Genomic DNA, 21,041 nt, shown 5'->3' with positions numbered 1-21,041 from the left:
TATATTTAAATTTAACGTTGGTTGATTTTTATTTATAAATTTTTAAAGTTCTATAGCCATAAACTGCAATTACACAGAAACAAATAAAAGGTAAGATAAAAGAAAAGTTTACGCCAGAAAAAGGACCTATTTTCTCCATATCTATCATTGTTCCTTGTAAAATTGGCATTAATGCTCCTCCAACAATTGCCATAACCAATCCAGCAGCACCTAAAGCTCTATCATCTTCTTGTAAACCATCTAAAGCTATTCCATAAATTGTTGGAAACATCAATGACATAAAAGCAGAAGTAGCAACAAGTAAATACAGCCCTATAATACCTTCAATTAGTATAACTCCAGAAACAGTAACCATTGCACAAAGTGCAAAAATCATAAGTAATTTTTTGGAATTTATATACTTCATTAAAAAGGTACTTATAAATCTGCTACATAAAAAGATAGTCATTGCTATAATATTATAGTTTTGAGCATCTGCTTTGGCTATTCCTAAATTACCAGCATATTGAATAATGAACGTCCAACACATAATTTGTGCAGCAACGTAAAACAATTGAGCCAATACTCCTTCTTTATACTTTCCGTTTTTAAATAGCCTAGAAAATGATGAAGATGCACTTGAATAAGTTGCTGACTTATTCCTTTTTGGCATTTTAGTTACTGCTATTAAAATAAGCATTGCAATAACAACAAAACCAAGAATTACATACGGATTTCTAATAATTGCTAAATCACTAGTTCTAATAATTGCTTTTTGAGCTTCATCAAGAGTACTGAAAATTAGTTCACCAGCTTCATTTCTTTTATCAGAATCTAAAGCTACTAAAATAAATTTTGATGCCACAAACATTCCAAAAAGAGAACCAATAGGATTAAATGCTTGTGCAAGATTTAAACGTCTTGTAGCTGTTCTTTCATCTCCCATTGATAAAATATATGGGTTTGCTGTGGTTTCTAAAAAAGCCAAACCGAAAGTTAAAATATATAAAGACCCTAAAAAGAATCCAAATACTTCAAATTTTGCTGCAGGAAAAAACAATAATGCTCCAACAGCATATAAGGTTAATCCTAATAAAATACCTTTTTTGTAGCTAAATTTCCTAACAAACAAAGCTGCAGGAATTGCCATTGTTGCATATCCTCCATAAAAAGCTAGTTGTACTAAAGCTGCTTTTGCTGTAGATATTTCCATAACTGTACCAAATGCTGCAACCATTGGATTTGTAATATCATTAGCAAAACCCCAAAGTGCAAATAAGGAAGTAATTATTATAAATGGAACTAGCATTTCTTTGGATACTACTGGTATTTTTTTCGGATCTGACATGGAAATAGTTATTTTTTTAAGTTTATAAGTTAAAATAAAAGTGTAATTATTAATTACACTTTTATTACTTTTTCTTTCTATCTGTATTGAGCGTAAACAACTTTAGTCTGTAAATACTCTTGCATACCATGTTTACCATCTGCTCCACCAAGTCCAGATTTTTTCCAACCTGCATGGAAACCTTGAATTGCTTCAAAATGTTCTCTATTGATATATGTTTCACCAAATTCTAATTGATCTGCAGCATGCATCACTTTATTAAAGTTTTCTGAAAAGATTGATGATGTTAAACCATATTCACAATCATTAGCCAAAGCAATAGCCTCATCTAATGAACCGAATTTCATCACTGGTAAAACAGGTCCAAAAATCTCGTCTTTCATTATTTTCATATCTTGAGTCACGTTGGTTAATAAAGTTGGTTGATAAAAATAACCTTTATCAAATTGATTAGATTTAGTACCACCTACTAAAACTTCTGCTCCTTCTTTTTTAGCAAATTCTACCATTTCTGCAACTTTATCCATTTGTGCTTTTGAAACCAAAGCACTTAAATCTGGATTATCTTTAGAAAATGCATCTTGCACATTTAGATTATTCATTTTTTCAGTAACCATCTCCATAAATTGATCATGGATTTTATCTTCTACATAAACTCTTTCTGCACAATTACAAACCTGTCCACTATATATAACTCTAGAGTTAACAACAGCATTAACAGCCAATTCTAAATTAGCATCTGCACAAACAATAGCAGGTGCTTTACCACCTAATTCTAAAGAAACTTTTGCTATATTTTCTGCAGCAGCTTCCATAACTTTTTGTCCGGCCATAACACTACCTGTTAAACTAATAATCCCTGTAATTGGGCTTTTACAAAGTGCGTTACCTACAACTGGTCCTGTTCCACAAACCATGTTTAAAACTCCTGCAGGTAATTTAATTTTATCAATTAATTTTACCCATTCTAAAATGGTAATTGGAGCAATACAACTAGGTTTAATTACACAAGTGTTTCCTGTAATTAATGAAGCTGCTACTTTTCTTGCCATTACAAAAAATGGAAAGTTCCAAGGTAAAATACCAACAGCAGTACCAATAGGAGATTTGTGTAAAAAGATATGTTCTTTTCTACGATCACTTTGTATAATTTCTCCTTCTATTCTTCTTGCCCAACCAGCGTAATAATCAAAATAATCTGCAGTAACATCAATTTCTACTTGCGCTAATCCAATTACTTTAGCTTGTTCAGCAGCTAAAGTCTCTGCTAAAAAAACTCTATTATCTCTAATTACTGATGCCATTTTATTTAAGTAACCAGCTCTTTCTATAGCAGTCATGGATCTCCATCCAAATTGCGCATTTTTCGCAGCATCTAATGCTTTATTAGCATCTTCTATAGAACCTTCTGGTATAACAGATAAAACTTCTTCTGTACAAGGGTTTACAACCTCTGTAACCTTTGTTGAAGTAGATTTTATCCATTGTCCATTAATAAACTGGTCGAATTCTTTCATAATGATATAATTTAATTTTTTGATATTGATTTTAATAAATCAGTTATTATAATTTAATTTTCTAGTGATTTGTGTACTTTTTAAAAATCAGTAAACTTCACTTAAGCCTAAACAACTACCAATAAACCTTTGATAGCCAAGCAAAACTAAATTAATATTAAAAGTAAAAGTTTATCCATAATAATCAAAATTATGTACAATTTAAACATCGGTACTTTGTTCCAATAAAACATCAACAAAAAAAAGCACTAAAATTTAAGTATATTTCCCTGATTTATATATAGCAGGTGTTAAACCTGTAACTAATTTAAAAACCCTCGAAAAGTGATATCGATCTGAAAAACCTAAATCAAATGCAACTTCTTCAATTGTTTTATTAGAATGATCAAAGAAATCACAAGATTTTGCAATTTTTCTATTTTGAATAAAATTATGAAGCGTAATATTCATCTCCTTTTTAAATAATCTTGCAAAAGAATTTGGAGCCATATTTACTTGATCTGCAAGGTTTGGGTTGCTAAATTTCTGAGTAATATTAGATTCTATATATCTAATAATTTTTAAAACTCTATCATCTATATTTATAGCTTTCCATAATTCTGGCCCCATGTTCGTTAAAACCTCTTTTATAAACGATTGCAGCTTTAAATTAAAAGTTAACTTAAAATTGGTGTTTTCTATTTTTAACCTTTCAGTAATATAATGTAATCTATCTTTTAAATAGTCTGTTAATTTTATTTCGATAATACCTGGATATACGTTATCGAAAGGAAGTCCTAAATTAAAATGTGTAAAAAAATGAACAAGAGATTTATCCAAATAGCTTTCTTCACTATAATTCGTAGTTAAATGCCTCCCAGAAACATGTATACCTTTTGAATAAATATTGTTTTTTACAAATCGAGATGAAAAAGAAGTGAATGGTGGAATTATATATAAACTGTCTGGATTCATAACATACACTTTTTCTCCATGTGTTAATTCTCCACCATCATTTTTATTCCAATAAATACGCCAATATGGAAAAACCATATCATGACAATCCCACAATTCTAATAGCCAATATCTACAACAAAGAATCTTTAACTTAATATCTATTAGGTTTTGATTGTTAGAAGATGGATCTCCTAGCTCTATGCTTTTTGGGTATTTCAAAAATGTAGAATGTTTAAATTAGATACAAAAATACAGATTTTAAATATTTATTACACTTGAAGTTAGGTTTATTTTTGTAGAATAAAATATTCTTATTATGAAAAAAGTTAATCTTCCTAAGGAAGTAGAAATAGAATTAAAAAAAGTATCTGAAGTTGCAGGTTATTTATGGCAACGTGAATGGGCAGAAAGAAATGCAGGTAATATCTCTATGAACCTTACTTCTTTCTTCAACATAGAAGATTTAAAAGGAATTGGTACAGAAGTACCTTTCGAATTTCCAAAAGGCGCTGCTAATTTTGTTATATACATTACTGGTACAGGTTGTTATTTAAGAGACTTAGTAGATCATTTAGAAAATGTTTCTTGTATCCTTTTAATTAATGAAGATGCAACTGGTTATTCTATAGTTTGGGGTGGAGAAAGAGAAAACTTTGGACCAACATGTGAGTTGATTTCTCATTCAAGTATTCACTTATTTAACAGCATTCATCATCCAGAAAATTTAGCAGTTGTGCATACACATCCTTTAGAATTAATCTGTATGAGTCATCATGAGTTGTTTGATAATGAAGAAGAATTAAACAGACAAATTTGGATGATGTGTCCTGAGGTTAAAGTATTTGTTCCTAAAGGAATTCACTGTACACCTTACGCTTTATCTAGTACAGCAGCTTTAGCTGAAGTAACAATAGAAGCTTTTAAAACAAGAAATGTTTCTCTTTGGGAAAAACACGGAGCAACAGCAACAGCACCAGATGTAATGAAAGCATGGGACTTTTTAGATGTAGCTAACAAAGGAGCTAAAATGTTAATGATGTGTTGGGCTGCAGGTTTTAAACCAGCAGGATTATCAAACGAGCAATTAACAGAGTTAGAACAATTTACATAGGACTTAAAAAATTAATATAATGAGTAGTAGACTTATAGGTAGATTACCAAAAGTAGGAATTCGTCCAGTGATTGATGGACGTGAATTAGGTGTTAGAGAGTCTTTAGAAGTTCAAACAATGGACATGGCTAAAGCTGCAGCTAAACTAATTGAAGAAACATTGCGTTTCCCTAGTGGAGAAAAAGTAGAATGTGTTATTGCAGATACTACTATTGGAGGTGTTGCAGATGCAGCAGCTTGCGCAGATAAATTTAAAAGAGAAGGTGTTGAAGTTTCATTAACAGTAACTCCATGTTGGTGTTATGGAACAGAGGTTATGGATACAGACCCTTCAACTCCAAAAGCAGTTTGGGGATTTAATGGAACAGAAAGACCAGGTGCAGTTTATTTAGCAGCAGCTTTGGCAGGATATTCTCAAAAAGGATTACCAGCTTTTGGTATTTATGGTAAAGAAGTTCAAGATGGTGGAGATCAAACAATTCCGCAAGACGTTTCTGAAAAGATTTTACGTTTTGTAAAAGGTGGTTTGGCTGTCGCTCAAATGAATGGGAAATCTTATTTATCTATAGGATATAGTTCTATGGGTATTGCTGGTTCTATGGTTGATGTGAATTTTTTACAAGATTATTTAGGTGTTAGATCTGAGTTTGTAGAGTCTGTAGAAATTTTAAGAAGAATAGATGAAGGAATTTTTGATCAAGAAGAATATGCAAAAGCATTAGCTTGGACAAAAGAAAACTGTATAGAAGGAAAAGACTATAACAGTCCTGAAGCTCAAAAATCGGCAGAAGTAAAAGAAGCTGAGTGGGAAAAAGTTGTGAAAATGACATTAATCTGTAAAGATTTAATGAACGGAAATCCAAAGTTAAAAGAAATGGGCTTTGGTGAAGAATCTAAAGGTAGAAATGCTATTATGGGAGGTTTTCAAGGTCAACGTCAGTGGACAGATTACCAACCAAACGCAGATTATACTGAGTCTATTTTAAATTCTTCTTTTGATTGGAATGGAATTAGACAAGCATATACTTTTGCTACAGAAAACGATTGTTTAAATGCAATTTCTATGTTATTTGGACATTTGTTAACTAATAAAGCTCAATTATTTTCTGATGTAAGAACTTATTGGAGTCCTGAGTCTGTAGAAAGAGTTACAGGTAAAAAGTTAACAGGAATTGCTAAAGATGGAATTATTCACTTAATCAATTCTGGTTCAACAACCTTAGATGCAACTGCACAACAAGAAGATGCAGATGGAAACCCTACAATGAAACCATTTTGGGATATTTCTGAAGAAGATGTTCAAAGATGTTTAGATAATACAAAGTGGCCTGCTGCAATTGCAGAATATTTTAGAGGTGGTGGTTTTTCATCACAATTTAAAACTAAAGGTGAGTTACCAATGACAATGTGTAGAATAAACTTGGTTAAAGGAATTGGACCAGTTTTACAAATTGTAGAAGGTTGGAGTGTTGAGTTACCAGAAGATGTTCATGAAGTTTTAGATGAAAGAACAAACCCAACTTGGCCAACAACTTGGTTTGTTCCAAGAACTACAGGTACAGGTTTCTTTAAAGATGTCTATACAGTAATGGCTAAATGGGGAGCAAACCATGGAGCAATTTCTCATGGTCATATTGGTGCAGATTTAATTTCTTTAGCTGCTATGTTACGTATTCCTGTGAATATGCACAATGTTAACGAAGATGATGTATTTAGACCAAGTGCATGGTCTGCTTTTGGAGAAGGATTAGAAGGTGCTGATTATAGAGCTTGTAAAAATTATGGTCCTTTATACGGATTTAAAGAATAACGAATTTAGAAAACAACTAAAAAGGTGTGAGGTTAAAACTAAACACCTTTTTTAAATTAGGGTTTGTAATGAAAAATGTAATAGCTGTAATAGATATTGGAAAAACCAATAAAAAAATATTTTTATTCGATGAAAAATTTGAAGTTTGTGCAGAAAATTCCACTCAATTTCAAGAGGTTCTAGATGAGGATGGTTTTCCTTGTGATGATTTAGAATCTATAGAAAGTTGGATTTTAAACGAAGTAGAAAAAGTTCAAGATAATCCTTATTACAACTTAAAAGCTATTAACTTTTCTACACATGGAGCTTCACTAATCTATTTAGATAAAGAAGGAAAACGCATTGCTCCATTATACAATTATTTAAAACCATTAGAAACAGAAGATTATAAAGATTTCTATCAAAATAATGGTGGTGTAGAAGAATTTTCTAGAAGAACAGCATCTCCTTCTTATGGAATGTTAAATACTGGTCTTCAAATTCTTAAACTAAAGAAAGAAAAACCTCAAGTTTGGGAAAAAGTACATTCTATTTTACATTACCCCCAATACTTAAGTTATCTTTTTACAAAGAAAATTACTTCAGATTTTACTTCTGTTGGTGCTCATACAGCTACTTGGGATTTTGACAATATGGAATATCATTCATGGTTAAAAAAAGAGAATATAAATTTACCAGAACCTACTAATGGAGAAATTGCTATTTCAACAACTATAAATGGAAAAAAAGTTGCTGTTGGCTCTGGTTTACATGATAGCTCTTCATCAATAATTCCTCTTTTAGAAGAAAATAACACTAAAGACTTTATGTTACTTTCTACAGGAACTTGGATTATTGCTATGAATCCATTTAGTCATGAAACGCTTACAAGTCATCAATTGACTAACAATTGTTTATGTTTTATGACCCCAAAAAAGCAACAAATAAAATCTTCAATGCAATTTTTAGGACGCATTCATGAGGTATATTTAAAACCCTTAAGTGAGCATTATAACGTTCATATAGATAGGCACCTAAGCCTTGGTTTAAATGAAAAACTTTGTCAAGAACTAATTGTCGAAAACGCTCAAATTTTTTTAACAGAAGGTATAGATACTGAATTTGAAGCAAATGAAAAATTATTCAAATATTTTGGCTCTTATGATACTGCCTATTATCAATTAATATTAGAAATCTGTAAAAAAGTTATTAATGGGATTAATTTAATATCAGATAAAAATTCGGAACTAAAATGTATTTATATATCTGGTGGTTTTAATAGAAATAGAATATTTATTAAATACTTATCATTATTAAAAAAGAATTGTAAAATTAAAATTTCTAACTGTAAAAACGAAAGTGCTTTAGGGGCTGCTATGTTAATGAAGAAATATCTATAATAAATTATTTCTATTAACATACAAAAACAAAAAACTATGAGCGACCATATTACTTTAGGAGAATTTATTATTGAAAACCAATCAGCATTCCAATATTCATCTGGCGAATTATCTAAATTGCTAAATGGTCTTAGACTTGCTGCTAAAATGGTAAACCATGAAGTAAATAAAGCAGGATTAGTTGATATTATTGGAGGTGTAGGCGAGGTAAATGTTCAAGGAGAAAATCAACAAAAACTTGATGTATTTGCCAATGACAAGTTTATCCACTCTATAATAAAACGTGATATTGCTTGTGGAATTGTTTCAGAAGAAGAGGATGAATTTATTTCTATAAACGGAAGTGATAAAGCCAATAAAGGTAAATATGTTGTTTTAATGGACCCTTTAGATGGTTCTTCTAATATTGATGTAAACGTATCAGTTGGTACTATTTTTTCGATTTTTAGAAGAGTTACACCAATTGGAACTCCAGTACAACTTGAAGACTTTTTACAGCCAGGAAGTTTACAGGTTGCTGCAGGATATGTTGTTTATGGCACATCAACTATGCTAGTATACACAACAGGTAATGGTGTAAACGGTTTTACATTAAACCCAGCAGTAGGATCATTCTATTTATCGCATGCTGATATACAAATACCAAAAACAGGAAATATTTATTCTGTAAATGAAGGAAACTATTCTCATTTTCCTCAAGGCGTAAAAGATTATATTAAATATTGTCAAAAAGAAGAAGAAGATCGTCCATATTCAGCTAGATATATTGGTTCTATGGTTTCAGATTTTCACAGAAATATGCTAAAAGGTGGTATTTATATGTACCCAAATTGTACTAAAAACGCAAACGGAAAATTAAGATTACTTTACGAAGCAAACCCAATTGCTTTACTAGCTGAACAAGCAGGTGGAAAAGCTACAAATGGTGTTCAACGTATATTAGACATTAAACCTACAGAAATACACCAAAGAGTACCTTTTTTCTGTGGTAGTACAGAAATGGTTGATAAACTAGAATCATTTTTATAACATTAAGTTTAAATTTATATTAAAAACATATTCCCCAGTGATATATTTCAATACATGAAAATATCCAAAGAAATGAGTATCTAGATGAAATTGATTTCTCTAATGCCCATTTTCTCTTAAAGAATTTCAATACTTTTTATTGTATGCATTGCATTTATGCAAAAGTTTTAAGGTTGTAATTACTGTACAAAAAATGATTATGTTGCTTTTTAACGAACTTAAAATTAGAACATTTTGATAATTTCATCTAAGCTAACACCTAATGTTGCTTCTGAGATTTCACTTAATTCTTGTTCTTCTCCTTGTAAATGAATCGTGGTTTGGATATGAACCATAGTTTCATTAGGTTTTAATGCTGCTGCTGGCGACGAAGTTTCTAACTCATAAAAAGGTCCCATTGGAGGAACTCCTGGTTCTGGAGAACCATCATTATATGCATTTAATACATCTCCTACATATGGTTCTTCTTGATATTCCCATGAAGAATTAACATAACCATTGGGTGCTTCTTGTATATTATAAGTTACCAAAGTCAATACTTTACCATTAGCATCATAACTACCTGCAATTCCTTGTGTTCTTTTAGCTCCCACACCTATTTTACCTCTTTTGGTTCCATCTCCTTTAAAAAACAAAACATCTTCCTTTGTTATTAAGTATTCCTCAGATATTTTACCAAAATATGCGTCATTTACCTTTTCTCCTAATTCAATTTCATTTCCTTCTTTAAAAGGAATAACTACAATTGTTTCTGGAGATGGATTGTACATTCCCAATATCCAAATAGATGGTAACCCAGTTTCTGGAATCCATGCGACTTCTCCTATATTTGTAATTTGATTATTTGTTTGATAACCTACAAATTCAATTTTTGTAGAAATATCTTTTTTAAGAATATCTTCTATAGACTTTTTTTCTAAAATAGTAACAGTACGTCCAATACCCATTTTAAAAATAGTTCCACTTTTATTAATTAGCTCACAACTGTGTTTAAACTTAACTGTACTTTCTGTTTTAGTTACTAAAGTAAAAGCATCTGTATCTATAACTGCAGGTGTTTTCCAATTAGAAAAATCAAAATTATCTCCTTTTTTAAAAAAAATAGAAAATTGACCACCTTCTGGCCCTAACCAAAAACGCTCTTCTCCTCCAAATACATAAATTTGATTTTCTATTCTTCCTTTACGTTCTTCTTCTGATAAAAAACCTGTCTCAATTACTTTTTTGTTAATCCATCCAAATCCAGTACCTTCAACTGAATTGGTAGTACTTGTCATAACTCGCCCTTGAAATAAAGGAGCAACAGCTACTGCACTATTATCATTTTTTAAAACAACAATATCTGTATGTTTTTGAAGAAATGATACATCTTTAGCAAAACTTCTATGTTCTTTTGTGTTTTTAGTCATAATACTAGGAATAATTGATGATTTTTAGGAATGCTAATTTGGCTCTTCTTTTTTATTATTCTTATATCTAATTCAATCAAAACTATATCTCTTTTAATTATTAAGAAAAGACTTTATTTCATTTTTAAGGTATTGTAAACAGCCTGAAGACTTTTTGAGAGGTTTTATAATTAGAACTTGCTAACCCACAATCATTATTATTTAGATGCTGAGTTTTTACAAGTAATTATTTGAAAGTACAGCAATCATTTCAAATAATTTAGTAAAAACTTTTGCAAAAAAAATAGAAGTATTAATGCTATGAATGATCAAACTTTTTTATGATAATTTTAAAAATCTAGTTGAAAAAAAAAATCAATCTGAAATGTAATCAGATCCGATTTAATTAAATTAATATCTTGAAATATTCAGAAGTCAAAAACATAGGAATTCTTAGAATAAAAGAAATTACGCGATTTTTAGAAGATATTTTTGTTGTTACCTTAGGGAGTTTTCAAAAAACTTATACTGAAATAAAAAACAGAACAAAAGAGAGAACTAAGTTTTTAAATAAATTATCAGAAAATTTAATGTAACCTCGAAAACTAAAAAAATATTCTAGTAAAATTTAATTTTGATAGATACAGAGAACCCAATGAGTTGAATGTCTGTATTAGAATATGAAATAATTTTTAAAAATTTTTCTTATTAAACTTATTCTTTTAAAATATAATTTACGGCTGCTTCTGAGTGTATTTTAGTAGTGTTAAAAATAGGAATCTCTAAATCATCACCAAAAATCATTAAAGGAAATTCTGTGCAACCTAACACAATACCTTCTGCTCCTCTATTTACCAATTCTTGAATAACATTTAAAACATAAGTTTTAGATGCTGGTTTTATAATACCATAAGTAAGTTCTTCTTCTATAATTCGTTGTAATTCAGTAAGAATTTCTTTTTCTTCTGGCACAAAAACCTCAACATCATTATCTGCAATTCTTTTGGTTATAAAATCACCTTCCATTGCATAAATAGTACCCAAAAAACCAACACGATTAACTCCTTTATTTTTTATTGCAGCTGCAGTTGCATCTCCAATATGAATTATGGGAAGATCTAATTGTTTTTGTAAAATATCAAACACTTTATGTGGTGTATTTGCACAAAACATTACTGATGTTGCTCCTCCTTTTTGTAACCCTAATGCAGCTTCTTTTAACATTTCTGCAATTGCATCCCATTTATTAATTTTTTGTAATCGATGAACTTCTGCTTGATTAATTGTGTAAACCAATAAAGGTGGATTTGTATTATTACCATAATAATCATTTATAGATTGATTTATTGCAGCATAATATTCTATAGTAGAATGCCAAGAAGTTCCACCAATCAACCCTAATTTATTCATTTCTTTGTGTGGTAATTTATTTTGTTCCATTTTTGTTTTGGTACTTTCTGATGTTTTGCTTTTGTCAGTTACTTTATCACAAGAAATAAAGAATACAAATAGTAGACAATATATTATATTTTTAAAAATTACTTTTTTCATAAATTTTATAATACACTTTTAGGCAATGCACCCTTCCATCCTTTTGATAATTGAATAGATAATTGTTTTACAATTTCAGCCTTATCTTCATCTGCTGCAACATTTACGGTTTCATTAACATCTACATAATGATCGTATAATTCTGTAGCTGCAAAATCTCCTTTTTCTTTTTTAACATTGTCCCAATGATACCATTCTATATAATGGTATTGTTTGGTTTGCATAGAATAGCCCATGTATTCTTGCCCGTCTTTAGATATTCTTGGTCTTCGCCTGAATTGTGTAAAAACTGCATCTTTCCATTCTAATTCTGGGTTCTTAAAAACAGGAGTTAAACTAGTTCCTTGAAAATAATCTGCTTTATTAACACCTGTTAAATCACATAAAGTAGGAAAAATATCTACCAATTCAGACAATGCTTCTATGCGTTTTCCCTCTTGCTGATGTGCTCCTTTTATAATTAAAGGAACATGAGTATCTATATAAAAATTGGTCATTTTTCCCCAACCATTATGGTCTCCTAACTTCCATCCATGATCTCCCCAAAGAACAATAACAGTATTTTCATACAATCCTCTTTCTTTTAATCCTGCTATTAATTTACCAACACAAGCATCAATAAAACTTACACTTGCATAATAACCTCTTTTTAAAGAATCTGCATATTTTTCTGGTAAAGGTGCATCTTCTGGTCTTCCAATTTTAGTTGGGTTTGTATAAGCTCTTAACTCGTAATTTGCATTGGCAGACATTATAGGTGCATTTTTTGGCAACTTCGGATTTGCTGCTGGAGAAACTGATCCTGCAGGATATAAATCCCAATATTTTTTTGGCGCTACAAATGGTAAATGTGGTCTGTACAAACCAAGCCCCATAAAAAATGGCTCTTTTTTATCTTTAATTCGATCAATAGTTGCTAAAGCTAATTTTGTTTGCATAGCATCGTAATACAAAGAATCTGGAGCATCTGCACTTTCTAATGCAGGTCCTCTATTCCATCCATCACCATAAACTACTTTTCCTTTTCTTCTTTCTAATAAAATTTCTCTTTTTATTTTTTGATCTGCTAACGCTTCTGGTGTGTAATAATATGTTTCTGCATCTCTTTTAGAATATTCTTTGGTATTATATGGATAAGGCTTTAAATCTGGCTCGTCCCAAGAAATAGAATCTGGCATATAATTATGAAAAATCTTACCAATATTTACAGTATGGTATCCCGCTTTTTTAAAATACTGAGGCATTGTTACAGCATTAGGATTGATTTCTCTAAACTTATCTCCCAAATGCCAAACTCTTGTAGAATCTGGTCTGTACCCCAACATTGTACTTGCTCTTGAAGGTGCACAAACTGCTGCTTGAGAATGGGTATTTAACATTACCATAGAACTTGCAGATAATGCATCTATATTTGGTGTTTTTATTTCTTTATTACCATAAGAACCTAAATCTGCTCTTAAATCATCAATAGATAAAAAGATAATATTTGGTTTTTGTTTTAATGCTTCTTTCTTTTGTTCTTTACAAGATGTAAATAAGAGAAATGATATTAGAACTAGAAGTGATAGCCTCATATATTTTGTTTTGAACGATTTTATTTAACTTAAATGATTAAAAAATATCCATTTTAATTTCCTTTTCCTAATAACTCAATCCATTGAGCTTTATATCCTATATTTCTAACTCCATTAGAATGTCCTTTTTTTCCTTCTGGAACAGCTAAATTAAAAGGATAAATATGGTTTTCTGGAATTCCTAAGGCATCATAAGTTTCTTTAATTGTTTTCGCTTTAGGTTCTGTAACATGAAACGTACCATACCACAAATTAGTAGGAGTTACACTCTTATTAAAATACCATTTTGCTATTTCATTTTTGGCTGCATAATCCCAACCTCCAGAAAAATCGATAACTCTTGCCACTAAATGTTCTTGTGCTATAAAAGCTGCCATCCCTCCTCCTTGAGATTGACCAGAAACAGCTATTTCGCTCCATTTTGGTTTACCATCTTCTAAGTAAGCATCCCAATTACCTTCTTTATCATTTTTAGATAAATAAATTAATAATTTAGTTAACCTACTAACTATTGCATCTTGAGGCTTATCATCAATTAAAGAAAAATCATTATCACCATAAATACGTTTTGTTCTAAATTCTGATGTACATTTAGTGTTATTTGCCAAATTTTCTCCTCTACAGATTTGAGCAACTGCTGGTCTATTTATGTAAGAAATATTAATAACATGATAACCTTGAGAAACAGCTGTTGCAAACAACTTTTTTGGGCCTCTTAGTGCTATTCCTCCTGTACCTGGCATAAAAAAAAACAATTTTCCTTGTTTAGATTTAGGATTATAAGCTACCAAATGTGGCGAATTTGCTTCTGTAATTTTTGCATCTGTATCTGAAGGTTTTACTTTTAAAACTTTGTATTCTTTTGGAAAATCAGAAAAAGATTGGGCAAAAGAAAAATTAGAAACGAAACAAATAAAAGCTAGTGAAATTAAAGCAAACTTCATTATTATAAAATTATAATTTGATTTAAAAAAGAATTAAATTGATTAAAAAAACGGCTAAAAAAATTAAATTTTTTGTAACAAATAAAAGCTTTTACTGTTTTTTAAACAATCATTCTAAACAAATATAAATAAATATTGCATTTTTATTAATGTTTTAAATACTTTAACATAAAAGAAGTCTTTTATTAAAAATTGTAGATCTATTTTAATTTGAAAATCTCTTTTTATTTTTAATATCTAAAAATTACATCATTATTAAATATTGTTTATCTTAAAACATCATCAAAAAAAGTATCTAAAATTTACACTTATATACTTACAATTATAAATCTTCTTTTTAAAAAAAACAACACTCATCTATAAACTTATCTCTTATTTTTATTAATTAAATAATATTTTTAGAAGTATATTTTATATTTCTTAACACTTAGCTTTTCTTATCTTTAAAATCATAATCTTTACGTTATTTTTACCTAAAAGCAACATTTCTGTTAGTAGATGTTTATTCTGTTGCACCCTTATTTAAGTTGTAAACCTATCTTTAAACATTCTTTAATTAAAGAAAAGGTCTTTTTTAAACATCATAAAATAATCAGTATTTCAAAATGAATAATGTAAAATTTTTACTATTAATAACCTCAATTAGTGCCTTAGGTGGCTTACTTTTTGGGTATGACACAGGCGTAATAAACGGAGCACAATTTTACTTAACCAAATACTTTCAACTAGATGCAGCCACAAAAGGTTGGGTAGTTGGTAGTGCCTTATTAGGGTGTTTATTTGGGGCAATTATTGCAGGCCCTTTAAGTATAAAATTAGGTAGAAAAACTTCTTTAATTATTTCTGCCATTTTATTTACCTTTTCTGCCTGGGGATCTGGATTACCTAGTTTTCTAGAAGAATCTGTAACCCTATTAGTAGTGTTTAGAATAATTGGTGGATTAGGTATTGGAATTGCTTCTATGAATGCACCTATGTATATTGCAGAAATTGCGCCTGCAGAAAAAAGAGGTAAATTGGTCACCTATTATCAATTAGCCATTGTAATTGGTTTCTTTGCCGTTTTTTTAGTCACCTATTTTATAGGAAATAATTTAACAGAAGCAGAAAACTTAGCCTTTGGTTGGCGAAGAATGTTTTGGTCTGAATTAATACCTAGTGGTTTATTTTTAAGTGCATTATTTTTGGTTCCTAAAAGTCCTAGGTGGCTTTTACTTAAAAACAAAGACGAAGAAGCTTTAGCTGTTTTAACTAAAATACATGGTAAAGACAATGCTAAAAAAGAGGTGGATGAAATAAAAAAATCTTTGGCAAAAGAAACTAAAAAAGGAAAGGTAAATTATTTATCTAAAAGTATTATTACAATCATAATTATAGGTTCTGTATTCTCTTTGCTTCAACAGTTTACAGGTATAAATGCAGTTTTGTATTATGGAGCAGATATTTTCGAAAAATCTTTGGGTTTTGGTAAAGAAGATATTTTAAAACAACAAGTTTTATTAGCTTTTGTTAATTTAATATTTACATTAATAGCTATGGTAACTGTAGATAAATTTGGTAGAAAACCTCTTGTTTACATTGGTTCTATAGGTATGTTAGCTGGTTTTTTAATTCTTGGTTTTACCATTCAGCAAAAGTCAATTGGTATTTTATCTCTGTTAGGTGTTTTAATTTTTATTGGTTCTTTTGCCTTATCAATGGGACCTGTGGTTTGGGTAGTGTTATCAGAAATGTTTCCTAATAAAATTAGAAGTGTTGCTATGTCTGTTGCAGTTGCAGTTCAATGGGCAGGTAACTATGTGGTGTCTCAATCTTTTCCTATGGTTACAGTTAGCGAGGTAAATAATAATAATTTTTGGAATGGTTCTTTACCTTATTTTATTTTTTCTTTCTTTATCATAATTATAATTATTTTCACATATAAATTTATCCCAGAAACAAAAGGTAAATCTCTAGAAGAAATTGAAGCTATTTGGAGTGAATAATTTCAATAAAACTGTATAATCAATACCATCAAATTTAAAGTATGAAAAAAACCTATGTTTTAATAATCTTGTTTTTGTGCATAAAACTGTATGCTCAGAAAACTAATAAAGAATATAGTTTTGTAAACATAAAAGAAGGTATTCCTAAAGTTGCTGTTTCTTCTATTATACAAGATCATTATGGTTTTATTTGGATTGGAACAATTGGAACAGGTTTATATAAATTTGATGGTATTGATTATACTGCTTATAAATTTAATTTCGAAAACTCAAACTCTTTAAGTAGTAACCTTGTACAATGTAGTTTTATTGATAGTAAAAATAGACTTTGGTGTGGTACAGAAAACGGATTAAATCTTTACATAAGAGATTTAGACCAATTTAAAAGGGTACAAATAAATAAAACAAGCACACTTAAAGAAAATGTAACTGCTATAGAGGAAGATTCTTCTGGAAATTTACTGATAGGCACAGATAACAAAGGGCTCTATAAACTAAACATCAACACCTTAGAAGCAGACCGAATTTTAAATAGCACCTCCCCAGATTTAAGCATAAACAGTATAAAACACACAAAACAAGGCAAAACTTTTGTGGGTACAAATCTTGGATTAAAAGAGGTAGATTTTATACATAATAAATTAATACACACCAGGGTTTTTACTGGTAATAATAAATCTATTGATGCTGCTATTGAAGATCTATACATAGATAATAAAGACAATTTATGGATTGGTTTTCAAAGAGATAAAGGTGTTTATAAATGTAAATTAACTGATGATAGAAACAATAATATCATCAACCTAAAAAAATTAAACTTTACTAGTAAAAAAATCTTAAAAATCATTCAATTATCAGACTATACTATGATGATTGGTACAGAAAACGACGGGCTTTTTCACCTAGATGAAAATGATAACATCATAGAAAATTACGTTTACAACAAATCCGCAGAAAACAGCATACTTCATAATTCTATTTGGGAACTTTTTATTGATAAAAATGATAGAATTTGGCTAGGTTATTTTAATAGTGGAGTTGCTGTTAGCGACCATCTTTTTAATAAATTTAATAATCTTAAAAGTTTACCTAATAAAATCAATTCCTTAAATACAGCTTCTGTAACAAGTATTGTTAAAGATAAATCAGACAATTTATGGATTTCTACAGATGGTGGTGGTATTGATGTTTACAATCAAAAAACATCAAAAATAACACATATAAATACTCAAAACAACAAAGTATATTCTGGTTTAAACTCAGATTATATTGTAAGTTTATTTTTAGATTCTAAGAATAATTTATGGGCAGGTAGTTGGGATAATGGTATTTTTTTACTTAAAAATGGCACTAAAAAATTTCTTAATTTTAATAAAAAAAACAAACCAGATATTTTTTCATCAAACACAATTAGAAGTTTTTCTGAAGACTCTAAAGGAATTATTTGGATTGCAACTTTTTTTGAAGGGCTACATTCTTACAACCCAGCAACAAATCAATTTAAAAAACACAAGTCTAAAGAATTTTTAGAACAAAAATCTTTAAGTAATAAATTAATGACCGTTTTTGTAGATTCTGAAGATATTATTTGGGTAGGTACAGCAGACGGTTTGTTTAAAATAAAAAAGATTAATGACAACAAATTTAAAGTAGTTTCTCTTGGAGAAAGAATGCAAAAAGAATTTGGTAATTCTTCTGATGCCAGTCATATATTATACATCTACGAATCTTCTGAAAATGATATTTGGATAGGTACAAGAGGTTCTGGTCTTTGTAGATACAACAAAACTAAAGACACTTATACTTGGTATAATAAATCTAAAGGTTTAATTGAAGAAAACATTGCAGCTATAATTGAAGATAATGATAAAAATATCTGGCTTAGTGGTAATTCTGGATTAACCAAAATGGATGTAAATAATTTAGAATTTACAAATTACACATCTAATGACGGGCTTTTATCTAATGATTTTAATTTTGGAGCTGTTTTAAAAGATGAAAAAGGCATTTTGTATTTCGGTAATTTTAAAGGTTTAGACTATTTTAATCCTAAAGAAATAAAAACAAATGCTAGTATACCTTCTTTGCACCTAACAGATTTTAAACTTTTTAATGAAAAAGTCATACCAAATACAAAAAACTCGCCACTGCAAAAAGTAATCTCAGAAACAAAAAGTATTAATTTATCTCATACTCAATCTGTATTTACCATAGAATATACAGGTTTAAATTACACAAGGCCAGAAAAAAATAATTACGCTTATTATTTAGAAGGATATGAAACTGCCTGGAATTATGTTGGCAGAAAAAGAAGTGCTACTTATACAAATTTAGATCAAGGAAATTATACTTTTAAACTAAAAGCATCTAATAATGATGGCATTTGGAATGAAACACCTTTAGAACTTAAAATTACCATTTTACCTCCTTGGTGGAAAACTAACTTAGCCATAATTGCGTACACACTTGCTTTTCTTTTTTGTGTGTATTTATTAAACAACTTAACTCAAAAACGTGTAAAAGAAAAAGAATTACTAAAAAATGAACGCTTACAACAAACACAAAATGATGAATTAAATAAAAACAAACTTCAGTTTTTTACTAATATTTCTCATGAGTTCAGAACACCTTTAACCCTAATTATCAACCCAATAAAAGATTTAATCAACAATAAAGAACTAAACTTACCACAAAGCGTTAAAAACAAACACACTATTATTTACAAAAACACAGACAGGCTTTATCGATTAATAAATGAATTGATGGATATTAGAAAACTAGAACATAACAAAATGAAAGTTAGGGCTAGTAAAATTAACTTAATTGCGTTTACAAAAGATTTATCTAGTTATTTTCAAGAAGAAGCTAACAAGAAAAACATTTTATTAAGTGTAGATGCAGATGTGCCAGATTTAACAGTTTGGGCAGATGAAAAAATGCTAGAAAAAATAATTTTTAACCTACTTTCTAACGCCATAAAAGCAACACCTAATGGAGGCACCATTAATATAGAACTTTTATCTAATGACAATTTATACAACTTACCTTTAATTAATGATAAAAAACCTGTAAAAGCAATAGAAATTATTATTTCTGATAGTGGTTCTGGATTAAATGAAGATGAAGTAGAAAAAATATTTGATCGTTTTTACCAAGTAGAGAATCAAAATAAAACATATATAGGTGGTACTGGTATTGGTTTAGAGGTCGTTAAAAATTTCGTTCACCTGCATAAAGGAGCTATTAAAGTAGAAAGCAAACTTAATTTAGGTACTACTTTTAAAATTTTACTTCCTATTGGTAATAAGCATTATAATGAAAACCAAATACTATCAGAAAAAAAAGAAGAAGAGTTTTTAAAAGAAGAGTTCTTGTTATTTAAACCAGAAGAAACACAAAATGAGTCCAATAAAAATACTGATTTCAATAAAACAAAAACAATTCTAATTGTAGAAGATAATGTAGAATTATTAGATTATTTAAAGCTAGAATTAGGTACAGAGTACAAAGTATTTGCCACTAGTAGTGGTACAGATGGTATAAAAATAGCTAAAGAAACATTGCCAGATGTAGTAATTACAGATGTAGTAATGCCAGAAATGGATGGCTTTCAGTTCTGTAATTTAATTAAAACGGATGCATCAACCAGCCACATACCTGTACTTATGTTAACAGCAAGAACAACAATTGAAAACAGAATAGAAGGTATAGAAAACGGTGCAGATGCATACATGGTAAAACCTTTTGATTTAAAACTATTAAAACTACGTTTATCACAATTAATAACTAGTAGGCAATTAATTTTTGATAAGTTTTTTGGTGCAATAAGTGGTGCTGAAGAAAAAATAAACTCAAATTCTATAGATAAAGAGTTTATACAAAAATTATTAGATTATATAAATGATAATATTTCTGACTCTAATTTAAGTGTAGAAGAATTAGCATCTCAATTAAAATTAAGCAGAAGTCAATTGTATAGAAAAATTAAAGCCTTAACAGGCCAAACTGTTAACGAGTTTATCAGAAAAATTAGATTAGAAAGAGCAAAACAAATTTTAGATGCAGGTAATGCAAATATTAGTGAAGCATGTTTTAGTGTAGGTTTCTCATCTCCATCTTATTTTTCTAAATGCTTTAAAGCACATTTTGGCATCTTACCTTCTGAAATAGAAACTAACAAAAATTCTAAAAATTAACACCTAATTACTATTAAATCAATTACATTTAATCACTTAATTTTTAAAAAATGCTATATATTAAATATCAACACAAAAAAGAACTATAAAACAATTGTTGCGTTAAATGAATTAAATGTAGCATAACTGTTAATTAAAGGTTAAATAGCAACAATAGTTTTAAATTCTGTTTTTTTCGTGGCAAAAAAGTTGAATTTGTTCATATACTTTTGAAGAGTACAGCAATGTCCATGAAACAAAAAAACTCAAAAAAAAAATTATTCTATGAAATCCTATTAGTATTAATAATGTCTT

The 21,041-nt window shown here is 29.3% G+C and carries 14 protein-coding genes; 7 read left to right on the top strand and 7 right to left on the bottom strand.

Going from position 1 to position 21,041, the window contains the following annotated elements; all coding sequences use genetic code 11:
- Positions 1-28 precede the first annotated feature (28 nt).
- The 3 genes from fucP to KO506_RS15635 all read right to left on the bottom strand — a co-directional run bounded on the left by fucP (position 29) and on the right by KO506_RS15635 (position 3,999).
- Complete coding sequence (fucP, locus tag KO506_RS15645) at positions 29-1,327, bottom strand: L-fucose:H+ symporter permease (protein ID WP_215995864.1); 1,299 nt, start codon at positions 1,325-1,327, stop codon at positions 29-31.
- A 77-nt stretch (positions 1,328-1,404) separates the two neighbouring features.
- Complete coding sequence (aldA, locus tag KO506_RS15640) at positions 1,405-2,844, bottom strand: aldehyde dehydrogenase (protein ID WP_215995863.1); 1,440 nt, start codon at positions 2,842-2,844, stop codon at positions 1,405-1,407.
- 255 nt (positions 2,845-3,099) lie between these two features.
- Complete coding sequence (locus KO506_RS15635; RefSeq protein ID WP_215995862.1) at positions 3,100-3,999, bottom strand: helix-turn-helix domain-containing protein; 900 nt, start codon at positions 3,997-3,999, stop codon at positions 3,100-3,102.
- A 97-nt stretch (positions 4,000-4,096) separates the two neighbouring features.
- On the opposite strand from KO506_RS15635, the gene rhaD reads away from it, so the two are divergent.
- The 4 genes from rhaD (at position 4,097) to fbp (ending at position 9,109) form a co-directional block, all read left to right on the top strand.
- Complete coding sequence (gene rhaD / locus KO506_RS15630; protein WP_215995861.1) at positions 4,097-4,891, top strand: rhamnulose-1-phosphate aldolase; 795 nt, start codon at positions 4,097-4,099, stop codon at positions 4,889-4,891.
- Between the two features lie 19 nt (positions 4,892-4,910).
- Positions 4,911-6,701: an L-fucose isomerase gene (locus KO506_RS15625; protein WP_215995860.1), complete on the top strand. Its 1,791-nt coding sequence runs from the start codon at positions 4,911-4,913 to the stop codon at positions 6,699-6,701.
- Positions 6,702-6,769: 68 nt separating this feature from the next.
- Complete coding sequence (locus tag KO506_RS15620) at positions 6,770-8,080, top strand: FGGY family carbohydrate kinase (RefSeq protein ID WP_215995859.1); 1,311 nt, start codon at positions 6,770-6,772, stop codon at positions 8,078-8,080.
- A 36-nt stretch (positions 8,081-8,116) separates the two neighbouring features.
- Entirely contained in the window at positions 8,117-9,109 is a 993-nt protein-coding gene (gene fbp / locus KO506_RS15615) for a class 1 fructose-bisphosphatase (RefSeq protein WP_215995858.1), read from the top strand.
- A gap of 224 nt (positions 9,110-9,333) precedes the next feature.
- On the opposite strand, the gene KO506_RS15610 is transcribed toward fbp, so the two are convergent.
- Positions 9,334-10,518, bottom strand: coding sequence for a DUF6786 family protein (locus KO506_RS15610; RefSeq protein WP_215995857.1), 1,185 nt, complete (start codon positions 10,516-10,518; stop codon positions 9,334-9,336).
- 398 nt (positions 10,519-10,916) lie between these two features.
- Here KO506_RS15610 and KO506_RS15605 point away from each other — a divergent pair, with 398 nt between their 5' ends.
- Positions 10,917-11,093, top strand: a complete 177-nt coding sequence (locus KO506_RS15605; RefSeq protein WP_215995856.1) for an RteC domain-containing protein — start codon at positions 10,917-10,919, stop codon at positions 11,091-11,093.
- 118 nt (positions 11,094-11,211) lie between these two features.
- Here KO506_RS15605 and KO506_RS15600 read toward each other — a convergent pair whose 3' ends face one another.
- From KO506_RS15600 to KO506_RS15590, 3 genes are read right to left on the bottom strand one after another with little or no spacing between them, the layout of a single operon-like run.
- Positions 11,212-12,048 carry an aspartate/glutamate racemase family protein gene (locus KO506_RS15600; RefSeq protein WP_215995855.1) on the bottom strand — a complete coding sequence of 279 codons (837 nt, stop codon included), beginning with the start codon at positions 12,046-12,048 and terminating at the stop codon, positions 11,212-11,214.
- Between the two features lie 5 nt (positions 12,049-12,053).
- The gene (locus KO506_RS15595; RefSeq protein ID WP_215995854.1) at positions 12,054-13,622 is read right to left on the bottom strand and encodes a sulfatase; all 1,569 of its coding nucleotides are present in this window, start codon (positions 13,620-13,622) and stop codon (positions 12,054-12,056) included.
- 53 nt (positions 13,623-13,675) lie between these two features.
- Positions 13,676-14,566 (bottom strand): BPSS1187 family protein, encoded by an 891-nt coding sequence (locus KO506_RS15590; protein WP_215995853.1) that lies wholly within the window; start codon positions 14,564-14,566, stop codon positions 13,676-13,678.
- A gap of 605 nt (positions 14,567-15,171) precedes the next feature.
- On the opposite strand from KO506_RS15590, the gene KO506_RS15585 reads away from it, so the two are divergent.
- A complete protein-coding gene (locus KO506_RS15585) occupies positions 15,172-16,551 on the top strand; it encodes a sugar porter family MFS transporter (RefSeq protein WP_215995852.1) in 1,380 nt (459 codons plus the stop codon).
- A 41-nt stretch (positions 16,552-16,592) separates the two neighbouring features.
- The gene (locus tag KO506_RS15580) at positions 16,593-20,747 is read left to right on the top strand and encodes a hybrid sensor histidine kinase/response regulator transcription factor (protein WP_215995851.1); all 4,155 of its coding nucleotides are present in this window, start codon (positions 16,593-16,595) and stop codon (positions 20,745-20,747) included.
- Positions 20,748-21,041 lie beyond the last annotated feature (294 nt).

Origin of the sequence: Polaribacter vadi, assembly GCF_018861005.1 — a bacterium.
In the GTDB taxonomy this organism is placed as follows: domain Bacteria; phylum Bacteroidota; class Bacteroidia; order Flavobacteriales; family Flavobacteriaceae; genus Polaribacter; species Polaribacter vadi_A.
This window is presented reverse-complemented; position numbering and strand designations above follow the sequence as displayed.

What these genes read in the sequence shown, in the direction of transcription:
- fucP (WP_215995864.1), bottom strand. Translation starts at nt 1,327, where the DNA reads ATGTCAGATCCGAAAAAAATACCAGTAGTATCCAAAGAAATGCTAGTT.
- aldA (WP_215995863.1), bottom strand. Translation starts at nt 2,844, where the DNA reads ATGAAAGAATTCGACCAGTTTATTAATGGACAATGGATAAAATCTACT.
- rhaD (WP_215995861.1), top strand. Translation starts at nt 4,097, where the DNA reads ATGAAAAAAGTTAATCTTCCTAAGGAAGTAGAAATAGAATTAAAAAAA.
- KO506_RS15625 (WP_215995860.1), top strand. Translation starts at nt 4,911, where the DNA reads ATGAGTAGTAGACTTATAGGTAGATTACCAAAAGTAGGAATTCGTCCA.
- KO506_RS15620 (WP_215995859.1), top strand. Translation starts at nt 6,770, where the DNA reads ATGAAAAATGTAATAGCTGTAATAGATATTGGAAAAACCAATAAAAAA.
- fbp (WP_215995858.1), top strand. Translation starts at nt 8,117, where the DNA reads ATGAGCGACCATATTACTTTAGGAGAATTTATTATTGAAAACCAATCA.
- KO506_RS15610 (WP_215995857.1), bottom strand. Translation starts at nt 10,518, where the DNA reads ATGACTAAAAACACAAAAGAACATAGAAGTTTTGCTAAAGATGTATCA.
- KO506_RS15600 (WP_215995855.1), bottom strand. Translation starts at nt 12,048, where the DNA reads ATGAAAAAAGTAATTTTTAAAAATATAATATATTGTCTACTATTTGTA.
- KO506_RS15595 (WP_215995854.1), bottom strand. Translation starts at nt 13,622, where the DNA reads ATGAGGCTATCACTTCTAGTTCTAATATCATTTCTCTTATTTACATCT.
- KO506_RS15590 (WP_215995853.1), bottom strand. Translation starts at nt 14,566, where the DNA reads ATGAAGTTTGCTTTAATTTCACTAGCTTTTATTTGTTTCGTTTCTAAT.
- KO506_RS15585 (WP_215995852.1), top strand. Translation starts at nt 15,172, where the DNA reads ATGAATAATGTAAAATTTTTACTATTAATAACCTCAATTAGTGCCTTA.
- KO506_RS15580 (WP_215995851.1), top strand. Translation starts at nt 16,593, where the DNA reads ATGAAAAAAACCTATGTTTTAATAATCTTGTTTTTGTGCATAAAACTG.